This window comes from Thermosynechococcus sp. M98_K2018_005 (genome assembly GCF_015295825.1).
Taxonomy (GTDB): Bacteria; Cyanobacteriota; Cyanobacteriia; order Thermosynechococcales; family Thermosynechococcaceae; genus Thermosynechococcus.
On sequence record NZ_DVEH01000077.1, the window covers coordinates 1 to 18,799 of the forward strand.

Genomic DNA, 18,799 nt, shown 5'->3' on the forward strand with positions numbered 1-18,799 from the left:
ATAAAAAGTACAAAAACTTACAGAAATAGCTCAGTGCCGTATTTACAAGTTATAGTGCTTGCTTCTCCTCCGAGAAGTGGAGTGAATGGAAACTTATCATTACAAAGCTAAATTTTGCGATAATGAAGCGAAGAGCAATCTGAGGCAGTTGGCCATGAGTCTAAACGTGGTTCATCTAGTGGGTCGTGTCGGCAGTGATCCCGAGGTGCGCTATTTTGAGTCGGGGAATGTGAAGTGTCGGCTGACGTTGGCAGTGAATCGCCCCAGCAAGGATGATCAACCCGATTGGTTTAACCTAGAAATTTGGGGCAAAACGGCTCAGGTGGCTGCTGATTATGTGCATAAAGGAACGCTTTTGGGTATTAAGGGCAGTCTGAAGTTCGATCGCTGGCAAGATCGCAACACGGGGGTTGATCGCTCCTCACCGGTCATTTTAGTTGAGCGCATGGATATCCTCAGTTCCAAGCGGGATACGGATCCGAATGCCGTGCCAGCAGGCTATGTGCCAGAAATGTAGGGATACAATCAGGTTACCAGTGCGTCCAATAGCATTGTCCCTATAGCCATGCCCAATCCTGCCCGAGATTTTTGGCAGTCTATGACTCAGACCGTCACCCAAGCGGTGCAAACGGTACACTCTCGCTTTGATTGGCAACAGGTTTCCCTGCGCGAAAATGCCCGCACGCCCGAACTATGGGTTGAGTTCAAAGGCCAACGTCAAGTCTTTCCCTTGGTTGGCGATCGCTACATTCTTGGCCGTAGTCAGAGTCGCGCCGATATTCTTATTGACGCGGAGATTGTCAGTGGCACCCATGCCCGCCTAAAACGGCTCACCCCCACAGGCATCTTTCAAATCCAAGACTTAGATTCCACCAATGGCATCTATCGCCAACGGCAGCGCCTACAAACCAGTGAGCTACACCACGGCGATGTCATGACCCTTGGTCCCCCCGAGGTCAAAGGTGCCGTTACCCTCCGCTTCCACAATCCACCCCCCCCTTGGGTTCATGTTCTCACCTACGGCATTTGGGGGGTGATCGGCATCAGTGGCCTTGTAATGGGATTACTGACTGCCGAAGCTAGCAAAGTGGCGGTGCGCCCCCTGCCCCCCATTGAGCAAGGACCCATCATTTTCCTCGATCGCCAAGGGGAACTGATCAATCCAGTGGAGGATCGCCCCCACCGCGAACTGCAACGGCTCAATGACTTTTCCCCTTATCTCGTTCATGGGGTTTTGGCTTCTGAGGATGTGCGCTACTACTGGCACTTCGGCGTTGATCCTCTGGGCATGGTGCGAGCGGTAGTTACTAACCTGTTAACTCGCCAAACACGTGAAGGAGCAAGTACCCTATCGCAACAATTGGCCCGTACACTTTTTCGTTCCCATGTGGGGATGGAGGACAGCCTCAGTCGCAAGTGGCGTGAAATAGCAGTTGCCCTCAAGTTGGAATTTTTCTACAGCAAAGATGAGTTGCTCTTGGCCTACCTCAACCGTGTCTATTTGGGGATGGGAAATCGCGGCTTTGAGGATGCGGCTCAATTCTACTTTGATAAACCTGCCAAAGACTTGACCCTCAATGAGGCTGCTACGCTGGCGGGGATTCTGCCCGCCCCCAACCGTTTTAATCCTGTGCGCGACTACGATGCTGCCGTGGATTATCGCAATCGTGTTATTTTGCGCATGGTGCAGCAGGGCTACATCAGCAAAGAAGAGGGCGATCGCGCCCGTCGCTCCCGCATTGAAATTAGTCCCAAGGCGCGGCAATTGCTCACCTCTCAGCGCTTTCCCTACTACACGGATCATGTCTATCAGGAACTTGCCCAACTCCTCGGTGAAAACCTTGCTCAAGAGGGCAACCTGATTGTGGAAACAGGTTTAGACCCCCGTTGGCAAGAACGGGCTGAATCGAGTCTGCGCGATTTCGTTACCACCACTGGCAGCAGCTATGGCGTCAGTCAAGGGGCACTGATTACCCTTCAGCCCAGTAGTGGTTTGATTCTGGCTCTAGTGGGGGGGGTGGACTACCAAAAAAGCCAGTTTAATCGTGCTACGCTTGCGCTGCGCCAACCCGGCTCTACCTTCAAGGTGTTTGTCTATACTGAAGCCCTCTTGAAAGGCCACACGGCTGGTGAAACCTTTTCCTGCGCTCCTGTCTTCTGGCAAGGGCAACAATTCGAAGGCTGTCGGGGGGGAGGTGGTGCGATGGATTTGGCCACAGCGTTAGCCCTTTCCGAAAATCCGATTGCTTTGCGCCTTGCCCAAACTGTTGGTTTACAGGCCACCATTCGCACAGCGAGAGCCATGGGAATTACCACCCCCCTACAGGCCGTGCCCGGCCTTGTCCTTGGTCAAAGTGAGGTCACTCTCCTTGAAATCAGTGGTGCCTTTGCCGTGCTCGCCAATGAGGGACAGCGCATTCCGCCCCATACCATTATTTCAGTGCGTGATGGCGGTGATTGTAAAAGTGTAAACGACTGGCAGACCTGTCGCCTCATCTATGCCGCCAGTGATGAAACGCCCCAACGGGTTCTCGACCCCGCGATCGCTAATGAAATGACGCATTTGCTTACGGCTGTTGTGAGCCGGGGAACGGGTCGTGCCGCCGCCATTGGCCGTCCAGTCGCTGGCAAAACCGGCACTACCAATGATGGTCGGGATCTTTGGTTTATTGGCTATGTCCCCACTGCCGATGTTCTCACCGGTATTTGGCTCGGCAATGACGACAATAGCCCTACCCAAGGCAGTAGCGGTCTGGCTGCCGCCCTCTGGGGTGAGTATATGGGACGCGTCCTAGATTAGTTTTCCTTTGGGAAAAAGCGCACCACTTCAGCCGCCACCTTCACAGCAGTTCCAATGGGAATATCCACCGCAAGGGGCTGGCGGGCATGGAGTTCTTTGCCACAGGGCAGTTGAATGCAGTAGCGATACTCACGACCAAGAAACTGGCGATCGCGAATCACAAAGCAACTGGTGGCTTCAGTGTCTGGCTGCAACTGGAGATCCTCTTCGCGGATCATCACTTCCCCTTCTCCTTTGGCTAAAGCTTCCAACAGGGGAAACGTGCCAACATCCGTGCGCACCTGAGACCCTTCGGCACAGGCCGGCAAAAAGTTGGCTTGGGTAATGAAGCCCGCCACAAACCGCGAGGCTGGTTGGCAATAGATTTCTTGGGGAGTACCCACCTGCTCAATCTTGCCTTGGCGCATCACCGCTAGGCGATCCGACAGACTCAGGGCTTCCTCTTGATCATGGGTCACAAAAATCGCCGTTGTCCCTGTGCCCTTGAGAATGGTGCGTAATTCTTCCCGCAGTTGTAGGCGCACTTGGGCATCAAGATTACTCAGGGGTTCATCAAGGAGAATTACGGCTGGTTGGGGGGCGATCGCCCGCGCCAAGGCTACCCGCTGTTGCTGCCCACCGGACAATTCATGGGGATAGCGCTTTTGCATTCCCTCTAGGTGCACCAAGGCCAGAACTGCTGCAACCCGCTCCTGAATTTGCTGCTTGCTCAGGCGTTGCTGTTGCAAACCAAAGGCAATATTCTCGGCCACCGTCAAATGGGGAAAAAGGGCAAAGTCCTGAAAGACCATTCCCAAAGACCGTTGCTCAGGGGGCACAAAGACATTTGCCGCTGCCACACAGCGATCGCCCACCCTAATTTCCCCAGCATCTGGCGTGTCCAGACCCGCAATTAAGCGCAGTAGCGTTGTCTTGCCGCAACCCGAAGGCCCCAATAGCCCGAGAATTTCCCCCTCATGGACACCGAGGCTAACATCGCAAATCGCCGTAAAGCGGCCAAAGGATTTATGTAAGTGCTCAACCCGGACGGCTGTTTTAAGCGTTGGCATCAGGGAAAGTGTCGTCATGATCACCCAGAAAGCGAACCGTCTGCAATCAGTAAAGCTAGGGAGCACTCACTGCATTAGGAATTATTTGCAGTAATCAGTGCTCCTCATATTCTGGCACAAAAGTTCTCGCTTGTTGCAGAGATTTTGCAATTGCTACGATCGCTTCCTAGGTTGCCACCCGCATCTAACTAGCATTGAGAATTCGCTGCACAATTTGCAGACCCGTCACCGCCTGCCAACCAAAGAGGATCACCAGAAACAGATTCAGGGTCATGTGCAGGGCACGAGCGGCCTCACTTCCCTTTTGCATAAAGGGGGTCAAGCTGGCAGAAATCGCAATCAATGCCGTCATCCCTAGCCCGACAATCAAGTGCGGACCGACAAACAGCTTGCCATTATTAATGTAGGTGACCGCCATCCCGCCAATCGTACCCATGACCATCAAGGCCAATAGGATGGCGCCAACTTGGTGGTGTTTGATATTTACCTTCGATTGGATCAGTGCTTTCTTTTCCTCGCCGCTGAGGGAACGTAGGCGACGGGTTTGAATCCCTAGATACATGGCATAGAGCGTGAGCGCAAAAAGAACCCACATCAGCACTGGGTGGGCAAAGGTGATCACGGGCTTAAGAGGCTCAGGAATTTCAATCATTGTTTTCGTGAACAGAACTCGGCAGGCAAAGCATTCATCGAAAGTTTGCTTCTCATATCGTAATACAGCCCTTTTATGGCCTACACCAAGGGGGCGGGAACTTCTCGGAATTTTGACGGCTACAAGCGTATTCCATCCCTGCAAAAAGAGCTGTAGGGTTTCCCCCTCTGTTCTAAAGATAACAAAACGTTAGACTGAGAGCAGGACATCTCCTTTGGTGTGTCAATCCTTGGGAACACAATTTATGATAAAAACTTTTTGGCAAAGTCTCAAATCTGTGACAGCAATTGTGGCAGTGGGGGTATTGATTGCCCATCTGGTTCTTGACAGTGGTGCCGCTTGGGCAGCCCGCAGTGGTGGACGTGTCGGGGGTGGCTCCTTTAGTCGTCCGGCACCCACCCGTTCCTACCCTGCCCCCCGCAGTGATTACGGCCGCTATGCTCAGCCCGTTCCAGTCTATGGCGGTGGTTTTGGCTTTCCCTTTCTGATTCCCTTCTTTGGTTTTGGCGGCGGCTTTGGCGGCCTATTCACGATCATCATGATTGGTGTGCTGGCCAATATCGTGATCTCCACCTTCCGCAACTTCCGCAACAGCGGCGATGACTCAGAGATCTACCCAGATAACCCCGTGGTCTCGCTGCATACGCTGCACGTGGGACTCCTAGCCCAAGCTCGCGAACTCCAAGAGGAACTGAATCAACTGGCGCTCACCGCTGATACCCAAAGTCCCGAAGGTCTGACCAAAGTGCTGCAAGAGGCAACCCTTGCTCTGCTGCGCCACCCCCAATACTGGGTCTATGCCCACGCCAGCAGCCAAGAAACGAAACTGCTGCAAGCGGAAACGGCCTTTAACCAACTGGCCCTTGCGGAGCGCAGCAAACTCAGTGCGGAAACCCTGTCTAACTACCGCCGTGAAATTAAGCAGACGGCGATCGCTCCTGTGGTGAGCAATGATGTGGGTGATTATATTGTCGTAACTTTGGTGGTGGCTGCCACTGGCCGCTTGAAATTACCCGCAGTTAACAACGCCCTCGAGCTACAGCAAGCGCTGCAACAGTTGGGGAGCATTGGTAGCGATCGCCTACTGGCGGTCGAAGTGCTCTGGCAACCTCAGGCAATGGGTGACACCCTCACTGCCGATGAGTTGCTGATGGCCTATCCACAACTGAAGCACCTCTAACCCCTAGGCCCCCTGAGCCGCTAAATGTACTGCGCCTCGTAATCCCACCTCTGGATTCGTAATCACTGCAACGTACAACTGCTCCATCAGGGGGCGAAACCGTCCCTTATTCACAAACCCTTGGAGAAACGTGCCATCAGTCATTTTCGGCAGAATTTTCGGGGCAATCCCCCCGGCAATCAGCACCCCGCCCAAGGGCAAACTTTTCAAGGCAAGGTTGCCAGCCTCTGCTCCATAGGCATCCACAAACATCCGCAAGGCTTCTGTGCACAGGGGATCCCCCTCAAGGCCATATTGACTAATCACGGCGGCGCGATCCTCCACCTCTGCCATGGCTGCTGCAACTGCTGCTGATTCGGGAGCACAGTGGACACTCTTGAGATAGTCGTAAATCGCCACTAGCCCTGCACCAGAAACCACCCGCTCCACAGAAACTCGCTCGTAGGTTTGCCAGAGATAGCGCAATAGACCCATTTCCTGTTCATTGCGGGGTGGAAAGTCGGTGTGGCCACCCTCAAGGGGCATCACTTGGTAGCGATCGCCCTGCCAAATCATCAGCGCTTCCCCTAATCCAGTACCTGCTCCCAATAGGGCAATAGGCGCTTGGGGACGCCGAGGCCGCTCCTGAAGGACAACAAAATCCGTCGGCGGTAACACCAATGCACCATAGGCCACGGCGGCAAAATCATTGAGCAGCGTCACGCAAGGAATCTGCAATGCCGTTTCTAATTCAGCACCACTGACCCGCCAGCCCAAGTTGGTCACCTGAGCCACTTGGTCAATCACGGGTCCTGGAATCCCCAGACAAGCCCGCTGTGGATGGGCAGGACTTTCCTTGAGGAACGTTTGCAAAAGAGCTGTCAAGTCAGGGAAATCGCGGCTGGCGTATTTAGCCCTGTGGAGCAAATGCCAATCACTCCCCACCACATCCCATAACTCGATGAGAGTTTTTGTGCCACCCACATCGGCGCCGAGTACAACGGTCATTACCCACCCCTTGCTAACTGACGCTATGGGCTAACACTCGCTGCATCACAAGGGCGTAGGCATCCTCAATGGCGCCCAAATCTTGGCGAAAACGATCTTTATCGAGGATACGCTTCTCAGGATCCCTTTCACTCTGATTCCAGAGGCGGCAACTGTCGGGACTAATTTCATCCGCCAAGAGAATTTCACCCGTCGGACTGCGGCCAAACTCTAGCTTAAAGTCCACCAAGCTAATACCACACTCAGCAAAAAAGCGACTGAGGTGGGTATTCACGGCCAAGGCCATTTCCCTGATCTTTGCGACTTCCTCATCTGTAGCAATCTGCAATAGGCGCAGGCGATCGCCCGTGAGCAGCGGATCACCGAGATCATCATTCTTGAGGTAAAACTCCACCAAGGGGGGATTGAGTTCTAATCCCAAGGGCAATCCCGTCTGCCGACAAAGGCTTCCCGCTGCCCGATTGCGCACCACCACCTCAAGGGGAATAATCTCTACCCGCCGAATGTGCATCTTGTTTGGCGCCACTTGGGCAATAAAATGGTTGGGGATGCCCTGAGCCGCCAGAAACTGAAACAAATGGCTGGCGATCGCGCAGTTCATCACTCCCTTGTTTTGGATCAAACCACGCTTCTGAGCATTAAAGGCGGTGGCATCATCCTTGAACTCCGCCAGCAAGAGGTCTGGATCCGCTGTGGCATAAATAATCTTTGCCTTGCCTTCGTACAAGGGAGAGAACTGAGTCATAAAAAGAGGTGCGTCTAAAAGCCAGATCTAGCCTAGCAAAGGCAGTCCTCCAATCCACAGCAGCTTGCTATAGGATAATCCCAATGGCTAAACCCCTCTTCGGCAAATTAGCATAGACTGACGGCAGGAGATAGATAGAGATGCCTCACCTCAGTGATCAACAGGCAGAAAAACTGGCAGAAATTGGTGCCTTCCTCCGCGACAAGCGACTCGAACTGGGTCTGAGCCTTGAGGAGTTGGCCGCCAAAACCTTGGTGCGCCAGTCAATCCTTGCAGCCATTGAAAATGCCAACCTTGAGGAGTTGCCCGAACCCGTCTATACCCAAGGATTTATTCGCCGTTTTGCCGATGCCCTTGGCCTTGATGGCAAAAGGATTGCCGCTAATTTTCCAACAGTGGCTGACCCTGTGGAGCGCCTCCATAAACCCAGTGTTCCCAAGGGTGGAATAGGTTGGCAGTTGCGCCCAATTCACCTCTACCTGATGTACTTTGCCCTCGTGGCAGCGGCAGTGGCTGGGTTGGCCTATCTCTTTCGTCCCCAAGCCCAAAGCATCACCAATTTAACCCCTGCACCTACCCCTACCGCGTCCCCCAGTCCCACCCCCACAGCAGCGGCAACGCCGACGCCCAGTCCCGCTACCCCTGAAACGGTTGAGGTCAAGTTGTCCCTCTCCGATGCCTCATGGCTAGAGGTGGAAGCGGATGGTCGAGTCGTCCATGCCGGTATTTTGCAGTCGGGAACAGAGCGCAGTTGGCAAGCCAAGGAACGTTTAATTGTTCGCACGGGGAATGCTGGCGCTGTCAAAGTGAGTGTCAATAATGGGCCGTCCCAACCGATGGGGAAACTGGGAGAAGTGATAGAAAAAGAATTTCTTGCTAGTCAGGCCACTTCAGAGAGGGCAACCACGTCAACAGCACCTGAGCGTACCGTTTCCAACTAGGTCACCCTCAATGGATGCAGCAACCACCTATCAAGTGGGGGGCAGTTTACCGACCACATCGGTAGTCTATGTCCGACGGCAAGCGGATGCCGCTCTCTTGGCCGCCCTCACCGCTGGCGAGTTTTGCTATATTCTCAATTCGCGGCAAATGGGCAAATCCAGCTTGCGGGTGCAAGTGACGCAGCAATTGATCACAATAGGGTACCGCTGTGCTGCCCTCGACATTACCAAAATTGGCAGCCAAAATATTCAACCTGAGCAGTGGTATGCCAGCTTTGTTGGTGCCCTCATTCAGGGATTTCAGTTAACTGATGTGGTCTCCTTGCGCTCTTGGTGGCGCGATCGCCAGCTGGTGTCACCCATTCAGCGCCTCAGTGATTTCGTAGAAACAGTGCTGCTTGCCCACACCCGTGAGCCTCTAGTGATTTTTATTGATGAAATTGATAGTCTGTTGAGTCTGCCCTTTTCCACCGATGATTTCTTTGCTTGGATCCGTGCTTGTTACAACCAACGGGCGGAGTGTCCCGAATATCAGCGCTTAACCTTTGCCCTCTTTGGCGTGGCCACCCCCGATCAACTGATTCAAGATCAGCAGCGTACCCCCTTTAACATTGGTTGTGCCATTGATTTACAGGGGTTTACCCTTGCGGAAGCTACACCGCTACTCAAGGGCATTGCCCATCTCAGCGACAACCCCGATCAACTCTTGGCGGAAATTCTCAACTGGACAGGTGGCCAACCCTTCTTGACCCAAAAACTCTGTCGCCTGCTGCAACACCACGGGTCATTCATGCCAACGTCGACCCTCTCTCAGCAGTTAGCCCAGTTTGTCCAAGAGCATATCCTTCAGGATTGGGAGCGGCAAGATGAACCCGAACACCTAAAGACGATTCGCAATCGCTTGCTGGCCGATGAACAGCGCATCGGTCGTCTTTTGGGTCTCTATCAGCGCGTTTTAGAAACGGGGGGCATTCCCCTTGATGGTAGTAGTGAGCAGCGTGCCCTAGCTTTGACGGGATTGGTGTGCCAGCGCCAAGGGAAATTGCAGGTGTTTAATCCCATCTATGCCCAAGTTTTTGATGCCCAGTGGGTTGAGCAACAGTTGGCACAACTGCGCCCCTATAGTGAGGAGTTTCAAGCATGGTTGCGCTCTGGGGGAAGTGATAGCTCCCGTCTCCTGCGGGGACAAGCCCTTGAGGAAGCGTTGATCTGGGCCAGTGGCAAAAGTCTCAGTGATCTGGATTATCAGTACCTCTCTGCCAGTCAAGAAGCAAACCAAAAGGCAATTCAAGATACCCTCTTCCTCGAGCGCCAAGAAAAAGAAGCTATCAGCGCTGCCAATCGGATTCTGGAAGCAGCTCGCCGCAAAGCCAGTCGCCTAACGCAGCGGGCCTTGATGGCGCTGGGCATGATTTCTGTGATGTCCTTGGGGATAGCTGCGATTTTGGCCAAAACCTACGCCGATTTGCAAGCCAGCCAAGAAAGTTTAGCCCTTGAGCAAACCAGTAACGATCTCCTAGAGCAGTTTCAAAGGCAAGAGTTGCCTGCCCTTTTAGCGGGGATTCAGGCAGGACGTGACCTCAAACGATTGGTGGGCGATCGCCCCCTGAGTCAATACCCCACCACGCGCCCCCTCTTTGTGCTTAATTTTTTCCTCGATCACATTCAAGCCCGCAACCAATGGCAGAGTGACAATACCCCCCTGATGGCGGCCTTTTTGACGGCTGATGGCCAGCAGTTCAGCATTAGTGAAAGCGGCCTTGTCGAATTTTGGCGAGTGAACGGGGAGCTGCTGGGTGCCCAGTCTTTGGAGATTGGCAATGTTAAACTGGCGCGGATCAGCCCTGCGGGCGATCGCGTGGGTCTGCTCAATGATAAGGGCGAAATATCTCTATGGCGTGTCGAGCTGCAAAAACTCGTCTTTGAACGGCGTTTGCCTGCCTTGCCAATCAACAACTTTCGCTTTAGTCCAGAGGGGCAGGAGTTGACGGCCACCACAACTACAGGGAATATGTTGCGTTGGAGCCTTAAGGGGGAATTACTGGCCACTATTCCCACCCCTAGTCAGAGTATCAATAGCTTGAGTTATGCCATCAGGGGCGATCGCTTGGCCACTGCCGATGAAGAAGGCTGGATTCGGGTTTGGTCTCGTCAGGGGGAACTGCTCCAAGCATGGCAAGTCCAAGCTGATCTTCCCGTTCCCCAAACCAGTTTGACATATCTCAGCAATGGCCAACTGGCGACGGTAGGCAAAGATGGCACCCTCCGTCTTTGGAACCCCAAGGGGCAACAAATCAATCAATGGCGCGTTAGTGCAGCCCCAGTGTATTTTGTGGGCACGTCTCCTGTGGGCTATCGTCTATTGACCCTGAGCACAGATAACACGATGCGTCTGTGGCAGCCAACGGGTGAACTGATCGCTGAGTTGGGGAGTCATGAACGCCTGATCAATACCGTCAGCTTTAATCCAACGGGGTCAGTCCTCCTCAGTAGCGATCGCGGGGGGCAAATGACGCTGTGGTACCTCGATCATCACCGCACGGAACAGTGGCTTGCCGATCAAGAAAGTATTTGGACAGTGGCCTTAGATTCGCAAGCGGCCACAGTGGTCACGGGGGGCAAAGATGGTCGCGTCAAGTACTGGCGACGGGATGGCACTCTCTTGGCGACGACTCCAGTTCTCGATCCTCAAGGCATTAACCAAGTGCTCTTTAGTCCCAGTGGTCAACGGGTGGCGATCGCCACCAAGGGGGGAAAATTGGTGATCTGGAACCTTGCGGATCGCTCCCAACAAACGTGGCAACTGCCCATCGAGGCTCCCCTCTATACCGTGTCCATGGATCCCCAACGACGGTACTTAGCCGCAGGGGATGAAAAAGGTACCATTTATCTTGTTGACCTACAGCAACCAGAGAACATCCAAAAACGCAAAAGTGAAGGGGAAATTTGGAGCCTCAGCTTCCATCCAACACTTCCCCTCCTTGGGAGTACGGGGTCGGCGGGCACAATTGAAGTCTGGGATTTTGAGGGCGATCGCCTTGCCTATCGCCTGCATCCAGAGGCAGGATGGCTGGCCAGTCTTGAATTTAGTGCCAATGGCCAATTCCTAGCGGCGGCGGGCGAAAGTGGCTCCGTCTATTTGTGGTCGATTCACGGCAAAAGTGCCCCCAGCAACCCCCGTGTGTTTCGTGCTCACCAGCGGAGTATTGTCAGTCTCGGTCTTAGCCCCAATGGTGAAATGATTGCCACCGCCTCCCCCGATCGCAGTGTGCGGGTTTGGAACCAAAGAGGCCAACTCATTACACTCATTGATCGCATTTCCGCCATTCCCTATAGCGTTGATGTGAGTGGCCAAGACGAACTTTATGTGGCGATCGGTACCGAGGATGATGAGGTCTTGATTAGCCCGCTGGCCACCCTAGAACAGTTATTAACCAGCGCCTGTGATTGGCTCAAGGACTACCGTCAACAAAATTCCGCTGTTACTCAAGCCTGTCCCTAAACACTCGCTAGGGAAGCAAGGGGATTCGGAACCTCATCGCTGGTGAACTGCCCCATTAGCACATACTCCAAACGCAGCTTCAGCCACTGGATAAATTGCTGGTTGGTGGAGATAATGGCTGCGGCGGGTTGCGGACAACGCGCCTTCTGTTCAGCAAACTGGGGTTGCTCTAAAAAGGCAGGTTCTGGCACCAGCCAAAAATCAATCTCTTTACCCTGCTCCCGATAGTGACGCTGTCGCTCGCGAAACACTTCCTCAAGGGGTTCTTCCTCAGTCAAAAACTTTTTGCTTGCGAGAATGTAATAGTACGTCGCCATAGGGATCTATGCAAAACCACAACATATTCTATACAGTTCCCAGCTTACCATAGGGGGAATCCCTGCCTCCATAACGCCCTAGTTCTGAAGTTTTCTGAAGTTTCTGGTCGGAGCGATCGCTCTTCCTAGCCCATGCACCGCGACTCCCTGTTTTACCAATTGTTTGCCCAGCTCCCCCAAACCCTCTTTGACCTATTGGGAATCGACACACCTCCGGGGTATCGTTTTGACTCAGTCGAGTTGAAGCAAACCGCCTTTCGCATCGATGGCGTCTTCGTGCCCCCCGACCCCTCAGGAACGGTCTATTTCTGTGAAGTTCAGTTTCAACGAGACAATACCTTCTACCAACGCTTCTTTTCGGAGATTTTTCTCTATCTACGGTTACACGATGGTACCTTCTCTGACTGGCAAGCCGTGGTGATTTATCCTGATCGCCAAGCAGAACAGGAAACTTTTCAAGCTTATCAACTCCTTGTGAATAGCGATCGCCTGCATCGGGTGTATTTGAATGAACTCGGTTCCCTTGAGGCGTTGCCCTTGAGCCTGGCCCTGATGCAGCTCACAGTGTTACCCGAAGCAGAAATGGCGACAGCAGCACGGTTTTTGGCAGAGCGCACTCGCACAGAGGCAGTTCCAAGGCCAGAAGTCATAATGGAGTTGATTACAACCATTGTTCTGTACAAGTTCACCAAGCTGAGTCGCGAGGAGGTGCTGCGCATGCTGGGGTTTACCACTGAGGAACTAAAGCGGACGCGATTTTATCAAGAAGTTTATGCTGAGGCGCGAGAGGAAGGAAGACAAGAGGGGCGACTGGAAGGAAGACAAGAGGGACGCAAAGAAGGGCTTCAGGAAGGCTTGCAACAGGGACTGCAACAAGGCGAAGCAGCCATTGTCCTACGGCAGTTAAGGCGGCGATTTGGCAGTGTCCCCAGTGACCTTGAAGAACGCATTCGTCAGCTCTCTCCCCATCAAATCGAAGCGCTGGCAGAAGCACTCCTAGACTTTACTGACCTAGGGGCAGTGTCTGCGTGGCTAAATCGCTCTTCCTAGCCCATGCACCGCGACTCCCTGTTTTACCAATTGTTTGCCCAGCTCCCCCAAACCCTCTTTGACCTATTGGGAATCGACACACCTCCGGGGTATCGTTTTGACTCAGTCGAGTTGAAGCAAACCGCCTTTCGCATCGATGGCGTCTCCTTGTGAATAGCGATCGCCTGCATCGGATGTATTTGAATAAACTCGGTTCCCTAGAGCCTGGCCCTGATGCAGCTCACAGTGTTACCCGAATAAGTATTATTGCTGTCCGGAAAAATCTGAAAAATTGTCTGAAGCCTGAAATTTTTTACTAAAGAAAAACCATACTAATTACTAGTCTATTTCCAGACTCTGTAACTAGTAGCAGGTTGCCGCTACTCTGCGTTGACTAGGTGCCCCTATGAAAAAGAATGACCGGCGCTTTGGCCTCTCGAAACGGCAGTATCGCAAGTTAATGCGAACTATTCGGCATTTGTTCTACCAGCTGCGCCTCTGGTTGCAGCGACGGCTCAGTCCACTTCTGGGACGCCGACAAGTGCGGTTTGGCCGCGCTGGCTTCGTGTTGCCGACAGCAGTCATTGTCCTCGTGGTGATCACGCTAACAGTGGGGGCACTGATGTTGCGGACGCTGAATCGCACAGCAGAGGTGGGTGCCCAACGGCAAGAGTTACAGGTGTTGAATGCCACCGCTCCCGCAGTTGACCGTGCTAAGGCGAAGCTAGAGTACTTCTTTAACCAAGACCCGCTGCGACCCCAAGGCGTTCCCGGTGAAGCCCAAATTGAGCAAATTATGCTCAACACTGCTAACCGCAACCCCGATCCCTACACCTTTACCGATGAGCGGCGAATTGACATTGATGGCGATGGGAATGTGGACAATGCCTGGGCATTTCAACCCACGGCCGACTCCATTGTTGCCTACTCGATCCTGATGCGGCGACCCAACGATACTCAAATCAGTCAAACGGATGCTCAAAAAGCAGCTGGCTTGCTGACCCGGAGTCGTCCTGTGGGGATTACTGAACAGGGCAATCAGTGTGCGAATATTGGGCCGACAAGTGCGGCAGCACAACAGGCAGAAGCCGGCTGGGATGCCGTGGGCACAGCAACCCTGCGCAAGAACTTTCAAATTAACGCTTTTGTTTATGAAAACCGCAATGGCGGCCAAGCCCTTGCAACCATTGACTTCACCCAAGAACGAGAACTGGATCGCGGGAATAAATGGGGGGCCTGGTTCCGTAATGACCTTGAAATTTTCCCGGGGCCTGCCTTCCGCTGGAATGGCGCAATGCACACCGAGGGGAGTATCTTCCTTACGAGTGGCAGTGGTTACACAGCCTTCCTTGTCAGTTCGCCTAACTCCTGCATCTACACCCGCACGGCCTCAGAAATCACAACCGCAGAAGTGGTGGATGTCAACGACGTAGATGGCGACGGCAACACCAGCGAAATTATCTTCCAAGGTCAATTCATGGCGGGGAGCTTGCGGGATAATAATACGAATGCAGGAACCGTTAATATTCATTCGTACCGAGAACCGCCTGCTTTACCATATACCACTGGGAACGCAGACCCACCTAACGAAAATGTAACACTGACGCATAGTCGGGATTCTGTTATTGATGGACGTGTTCCTGCCGATATTGCCCTAAACCCAGTGGCTATCTTGACCCAAGACCGCAGTATGGCTCGTGGGGCTGACCCAACCAACCTAAGCGTACGGGCTGCCAACTGGGGGAATCAGTTTTATGTGCAGCAAGGGCGTTTTGCCAACAAGGCCCAACCCAAACCCTACGTGGATGATACGTACCGTGCTGACAACCGCTATGGTCCTAAACCCGTCTATGACGTGAGCATTCCCCCCTCTGATCCCCGGCGGCAAATTCCAGCGGGTAGCAAAGTGGGAGATCCGATTGGTAACTCAGTCCCCGGTGCCCGAGACCTACTGACTCGTAACATTGCTCCTAATGATAGCCCAAACAAGCGTACTGATTTGGGCTTGGATGGCTATTGGGAGCGGCGGGCACGCCAAGAGGGCTTACGGATTATTGTGGGTGAACGTCTTGAACTCGGCAAACCTTTAGATGCACCAGCACTTGGGAACATTGCTGATGCCGCCAACACTCAACGCCGCAATGAATTTTATCAGCATCGTACCCTCCGGGATGACCTTGCAGCCGTACAAGCCACAGCCATTTATCACTACAAGGCAGGGGGGACAACAATTAACCCTTCAATTCCTGACCCCTTAACCAATCCCTATCCGGGGCAAAACACAGGGGGCTATCAACCCATTGCGTGCCTTGCCACAACCCACCACTACGGTACCCCCCAAACTGCTCTGCGCAGCATCATGTTCAACCAGTACAGTGGCATTCAAGGCTTGCCCAGTGGTTTCCAATTTTTTGATTTCTTCACGGGGCGCGGCACAAATGGCTGGGAATTTATTCCCCCAAATTTTAATTCCCCGCAGATGGGGCAGGCGATGCAAAACCTTGTCGCCTATGCCAGTGACGGCGTAGCTGGTGCCTTTCCACCAAAACAGGAAACAGGGGGTACCCTGATTCACCCCGACCCAAATCGAACCCGTGCAGGAAACTTCTCGAACCTTGCTCGGGCTCTCGCCACTGCAGGGGATAGCCTAGCGGATGAAAGTGCAAGGCACACCGCAGGGTGTATGTTGGGGATGCTGGCGCACAGTGTGAACACTCTTCAAAATCTGAATGTTGGTAACCTCAACGCAGGGAATCAACTGCAAAACCTGGACAATGCTATCGGTAAATTAAATGATTACTATCGTCCGACTTCTGTTAGCGATAGCGTTGCTTTTAGTGATGGTGAAGTGATTCCCTTAGGTCTTGGTAATTATCCACAAATGGGAACAGGTACTGTCCAAGTCATTCGCCAAGGATTTTCTAATCCTCTGTCTTACCGAGGGGGCTATTTGGATGCCAATGCCTACATCACCGCCCTGATTCCCAATGCTCGCTGGAGTGAGCGACCTCTCCAAGAAACCAATGCTGATGTCAATGCCCGTCTGGCTCGCCTCCTTGCCCTCAAGGAACAAGTAGCCTATGAGCTTAATCCAACAGGCTACAGCTGTAGTATTCCCAATAGTTATACGCATTTGCGGAATGCTTTTTGCCTAAACCAACGGGGCTTTGTGATTGGTCAGGGGTTTTCTATGCCTTCCCCTGGTCAGAGTGTGAGTGTCAGAGTTGAAGATGCCCCCAGCTATAACTTTGACCTGCGTCCTGGTTCGGATATTAACACAAATGTCTATGTGGCCGGTGCAGGACGAATGATCTTGAGAAGCTTTACGACAGATTCCCAAGGCAAAGTACTCACAGTAACTTTAGAAAACCCCAACCAACAAGGTAATGCGCTAGCAGGCACACCGATTCCAGCAGGTGCCTCCGCTTCGATAATGACCACTGCTCTGGAAACAGGTACCATTACCCTTGCTGTTGGATTTCCGAATACCCCAAGTCTTAACGGTTCCACTGTGCTGATCACCTACACAGGGCTAGGCAGCAATCCACTCCAGCCAGGAGATATTATCGAGATTCGCCGTCCCACCAGTGGGTCAGCACCTAACCTGGGTCGCTTAGAAGGACGCTTTGTCGTGGAAAACACACCTACAACCACAACAGCAACAGTGCGCTATATTGGCGGCACAGAACGTAGTGGCTCTGGTAGTACAGACATTGCTGTAAACTCCACACTGGTTGTCCTCTCACGGCGAAGCAGTAACCCCACTGCACCTATTTTGGGGACATTTAACACCGTTATCAAATATCCTGCCTTGCGGGCGCTCTTCAACCCACCAGGGGGGGCGCCTGTAACTCCAGCGAGTATTGCTGCTACCCCACGCAGCAGCACCAGCAATTTCCTCACCCCCACTGAGAATGCTGCTGGGATTGTCGTGAATAATACCCCCTATCCCAACCGACTGAATCAAATCATTGACTTTAATGGCAATGCCCGCAATGTCGCTTTCCTCAATAACACGCTCTTTAATGGCCGTGAAGAGATGGCCGTGGGGGAGATGGATATTGACCTTGATCTACTGCGGCGCAGTCCCATTGGTGGCGATACGTGGTTGCCGATGGGGGGCATTGTCTATGCCTTCCGCGAAGATGCGGTGCGTGAAGATGCCATTGCCCGTCCTGCTGTCAGTGGGCAAAACTGGATGAATACCAACCCCAGTGGCCCCCATGATCCGATTTTGGGGGCCAATGGTATTTCCACGAAGCCGGTGGACTTCTTTGCCGATCCCATGCGGCGACCCAATGGCTTCCGTCTCTGGAATGGGCAACGCCTTGACCGCCAAGGGATCCCCGCAGATAAGAATATTGCTGGCCTGTCGTTTATCACGGATAACCCTGTCTATATTCAGGGGGACTTTAATCTCCACAGCACTAATGGCACAACGAGTAACCTAATTGAGGAATTTACCCAAACCCTTGCGGCTGACTGGAACAACTTCTATACCCGCAGCACATTAAATTATAACTTTGCCCGTCCTACGGGGGATACTTGGCGACCCACAGAAATTGTGGCGGATGCGATCACAATTCTCTCCAGTAACTTCTGCAATGGGTCTGCCAATGACTACTTTGCTCAAGCCTACAATAATAATGTTCAGTCATTGGGTAACAACTCACCTGAGAATTTGGCATTAAACTTCGTACAAAATGCGAGTTCATCTACTGATGCTCGGGTGAACAATAGTACTAGTCCTGGCCAAATTTACTTGGGTTGTGCCAATATAGCAGAACTCCGTCCCTCCTTTTTGAATGCCAATCGTCCCAATATAGACTTACCGCCCAACACAGTCTGGCTGCGGGAGAGTCCCTTTGATCCCAGTTCACCGATTTACGTGGATCGTAATGGCATTCCTTGGGCAGTAGACTATACAACCGGTCAACGCATTGGCGTTAACATATCAGGTACTGCAGCTACTGCTGTGCCTCTCACTCAATACCCAAGTGGTGGAACGGGTGAAGCTTCTCCATCACAGTTTTACAACAGCTTCTACACCTTTAATGACAACCGCACCCGTAACAGTGCTCAAGATACCCGAGTCAATGCTGTGCTCGTTAGTGCCACGGTACCCTCGCGGCCTACCCAATCCTATGGTGGCATTCACAACTTCCCGCGTTTTCTTGAAAATTGGTCAAGCTCAACGCTGACGATTCAAGGGTCATTTGTTCAACTCAACTTCTCGACCCAAGCTACTGCTCCCTTTGACCAAGACCAGTGGGAAATCTCGTCAACCATTCCCACAGATAGTGCCTGCCGTAATGTCAATACAGCTTTCAATTGCCCAGCACAATCTGTTGAGCTGATTTACTACTACAACGCTCCTACTCGCCGGTGGGGATATGATGTGGGTCTGCAACTCGCACCTGCTGGGCCTATCGCCTCACGGTTTATCTCCCCTGCTCGCCAACGCAGTGAGTACTTTACTGAGCTGTCAGCGAACGATCCCTACATCCTGCGCCTACGCTGTGCCCAACGTCCCAGTGGCATGGGCAGTGGCCGCATTGATCCGGGTGCAACCAACTGTCCTGCCTAACCTATGGAGG

At 52.9% G+C, this 18,799-nt stretch carries 12 protein-coding genes and 1 pseudogene; 8 read left to right on the forward strand and 5 right to left on the reverse strand.

The window, feature by feature from the left end; all coding sequences use genetic code 11:
* Nucleotides 1-154: 154 nt before the first annotated feature.
* Nucleotides 155-517: a single-stranded DNA-binding protein gene (locus IGQ15_RS10185; protein WP_297051415.1), complete on the forward strand. Its 363-nt coding sequence runs from the start codon at nucleotides 155-157 to the stop codon at nucleotides 515-517.
* Between the two features lie 81 nt (nucleotides 518-598).
* A complete protein-coding gene (locus tag IGQ15_RS10190; protein WP_297051417.1) occupies nucleotides 599-2,800 on the forward strand; it encodes a transglycosylase domain-containing protein in 2,202 nt (733 codons plus the stop codon).
* On the opposite strand, the gene IGQ15_RS10195 is transcribed toward IGQ15_RS10190, so the two are convergent.
* Together IGQ15_RS10195 and IGQ15_RS10200 are read right to left on the reverse strand one after the other, a co-directional pair.
* Nucleotides 2,797-3,867, reverse strand: a complete 1,071-nt coding sequence (locus IGQ15_RS10195; RefSeq protein WP_297051419.1) for an ABC transporter ATP-binding protein — start codon at nucleotides 3,865-3,867, stop codon at nucleotides 2,797-2,799. The genes IGQ15_RS10190 and IGQ15_RS10195 overlap by 4 nt on opposite strands.
* Nucleotides 3,868-4,033: 166 nt before the next feature.
* Nucleotides 4,034-4,501 carry a DUF4079 domain-containing protein gene (locus IGQ15_RS10200; RefSeq protein ID WP_297051421.1) on the reverse strand — a complete coding sequence of 156 codons (468 nt, stop codon included), beginning with the start codon at nucleotides 4,499-4,501 and terminating at the stop codon, nucleotides 4,034-4,036.
* Between the two features lie 244 nt (nucleotides 4,502-4,745).
* Here IGQ15_RS10200 and IGQ15_RS10205 point away from each other — a divergent pair, with 244 nt between their 5' ends.
* Entirely contained in the window at nucleotides 4,746-5,681 is a 936-nt protein-coding gene (locus IGQ15_RS10205) for a DUF1517 domain-containing protein (protein WP_297051423.1), read from the forward strand.
* Between the two features lie 3 nt (nucleotides 5,682-5,684).
* On the opposite strand, the gene IGQ15_RS10210 is transcribed toward IGQ15_RS10205, so the two are convergent.
* Both IGQ15_RS10210 and purC read right to left on the reverse strand, forming a co-directional pair.
* Complete coding sequence (locus IGQ15_RS10210) at nucleotides 5,685-6,668, reverse strand: glucokinase (RefSeq protein WP_297051425.1); 984 nt, start codon at nucleotides 6,666-6,668, stop codon at nucleotides 5,685-5,687.
* A gap of 13 nt (nucleotides 6,669-6,681) precedes the next feature.
* A complete protein-coding gene (gene purC / locus IGQ15_RS10215; protein WP_297051428.1) occupies nucleotides 6,682-7,413 on the reverse strand; it encodes a phosphoribosylaminoimidazolesuccinocarboxamide synthase in 732 nt (243 codons plus the stop codon).
* A 140-nt stretch (nucleotides 7,414-7,553) separates the two neighbouring features.
* Between purC and IGQ15_RS10220 the strand changes: the two genes are divergently transcribed.
* Complete coding sequence (locus tag IGQ15_RS10220; RefSeq protein ID WP_297051430.1) at nucleotides 7,554-8,354, forward strand: helix-turn-helix domain-containing protein; 801 nt, start codon at nucleotides 7,554-7,556, stop codon at nucleotides 8,352-8,354.
* Between the two features lie 10 nt (nucleotides 8,355-8,364).
* Nucleotides 8,365-11,856 carry an AAA-like domain-containing protein gene (locus tag IGQ15_RS10225; RefSeq protein WP_297051432.1) on the forward strand — a complete coding sequence of 1,164 codons (3,492 nt, stop codon included), beginning with the start codon at nucleotides 8,365-8,367 and terminating at the stop codon, nucleotides 11,854-11,856.
* On the opposite strand, the gene IGQ15_RS10230 is transcribed toward IGQ15_RS10225, so the two are convergent.
* A complete protein-coding gene (locus tag IGQ15_RS10230; protein ID WP_297051433.1) occupies nucleotides 11,853-12,173 on the reverse strand; it encodes an MgPME-cyclase complex family protein in 321 nt (106 codons plus the stop codon). The genes IGQ15_RS10225 and IGQ15_RS10230 overlap by 4 nt on opposite strands.
* A 132-nt stretch (nucleotides 12,174-12,305) precedes the next feature.
* On the opposite strand from IGQ15_RS10230, the gene IGQ15_RS10235 reads away from it, so the two are divergent.
* From IGQ15_RS10235 to hpsA, 3 genes and pseudogenes are all read left to right on the forward strand, one after another.
* Nucleotides 12,306-13,223 (forward strand): Rpn family recombination-promoting nuclease/putative transposase, encoded by a 918-nt coding sequence (locus IGQ15_RS10235; RefSeq protein WP_297051435.1) that lies wholly within the window; start codon nucleotides 12,306-12,308, stop codon nucleotides 13,221-13,223.
* 3 nt (nucleotides 13,224-13,226) lie between these two features.
* A pseudogene (locus IGQ15_RS10240) lies at nucleotides 13,227-13,367 on the forward strand (DUF2887 domain-containing protein); the annotation flags it as partial.
* 241 nt (nucleotides 13,368-13,608) lie between these two features.
* On the forward strand, nucleotides 13,609-18,789 hold the full coding sequence (hpsA, locus tag IGQ15_RS10245; RefSeq protein WP_297051438.1) for a hormogonium polysaccharide biosynthesis protein HpsA: 5,181 nt from the start codon (nucleotides 13,609-13,611) through the stop codon (nucleotides 18,787-18,789).
* The last annotated feature ends 10 nt before the right edge of the window (nucleotides 18,790-18,799 follow it).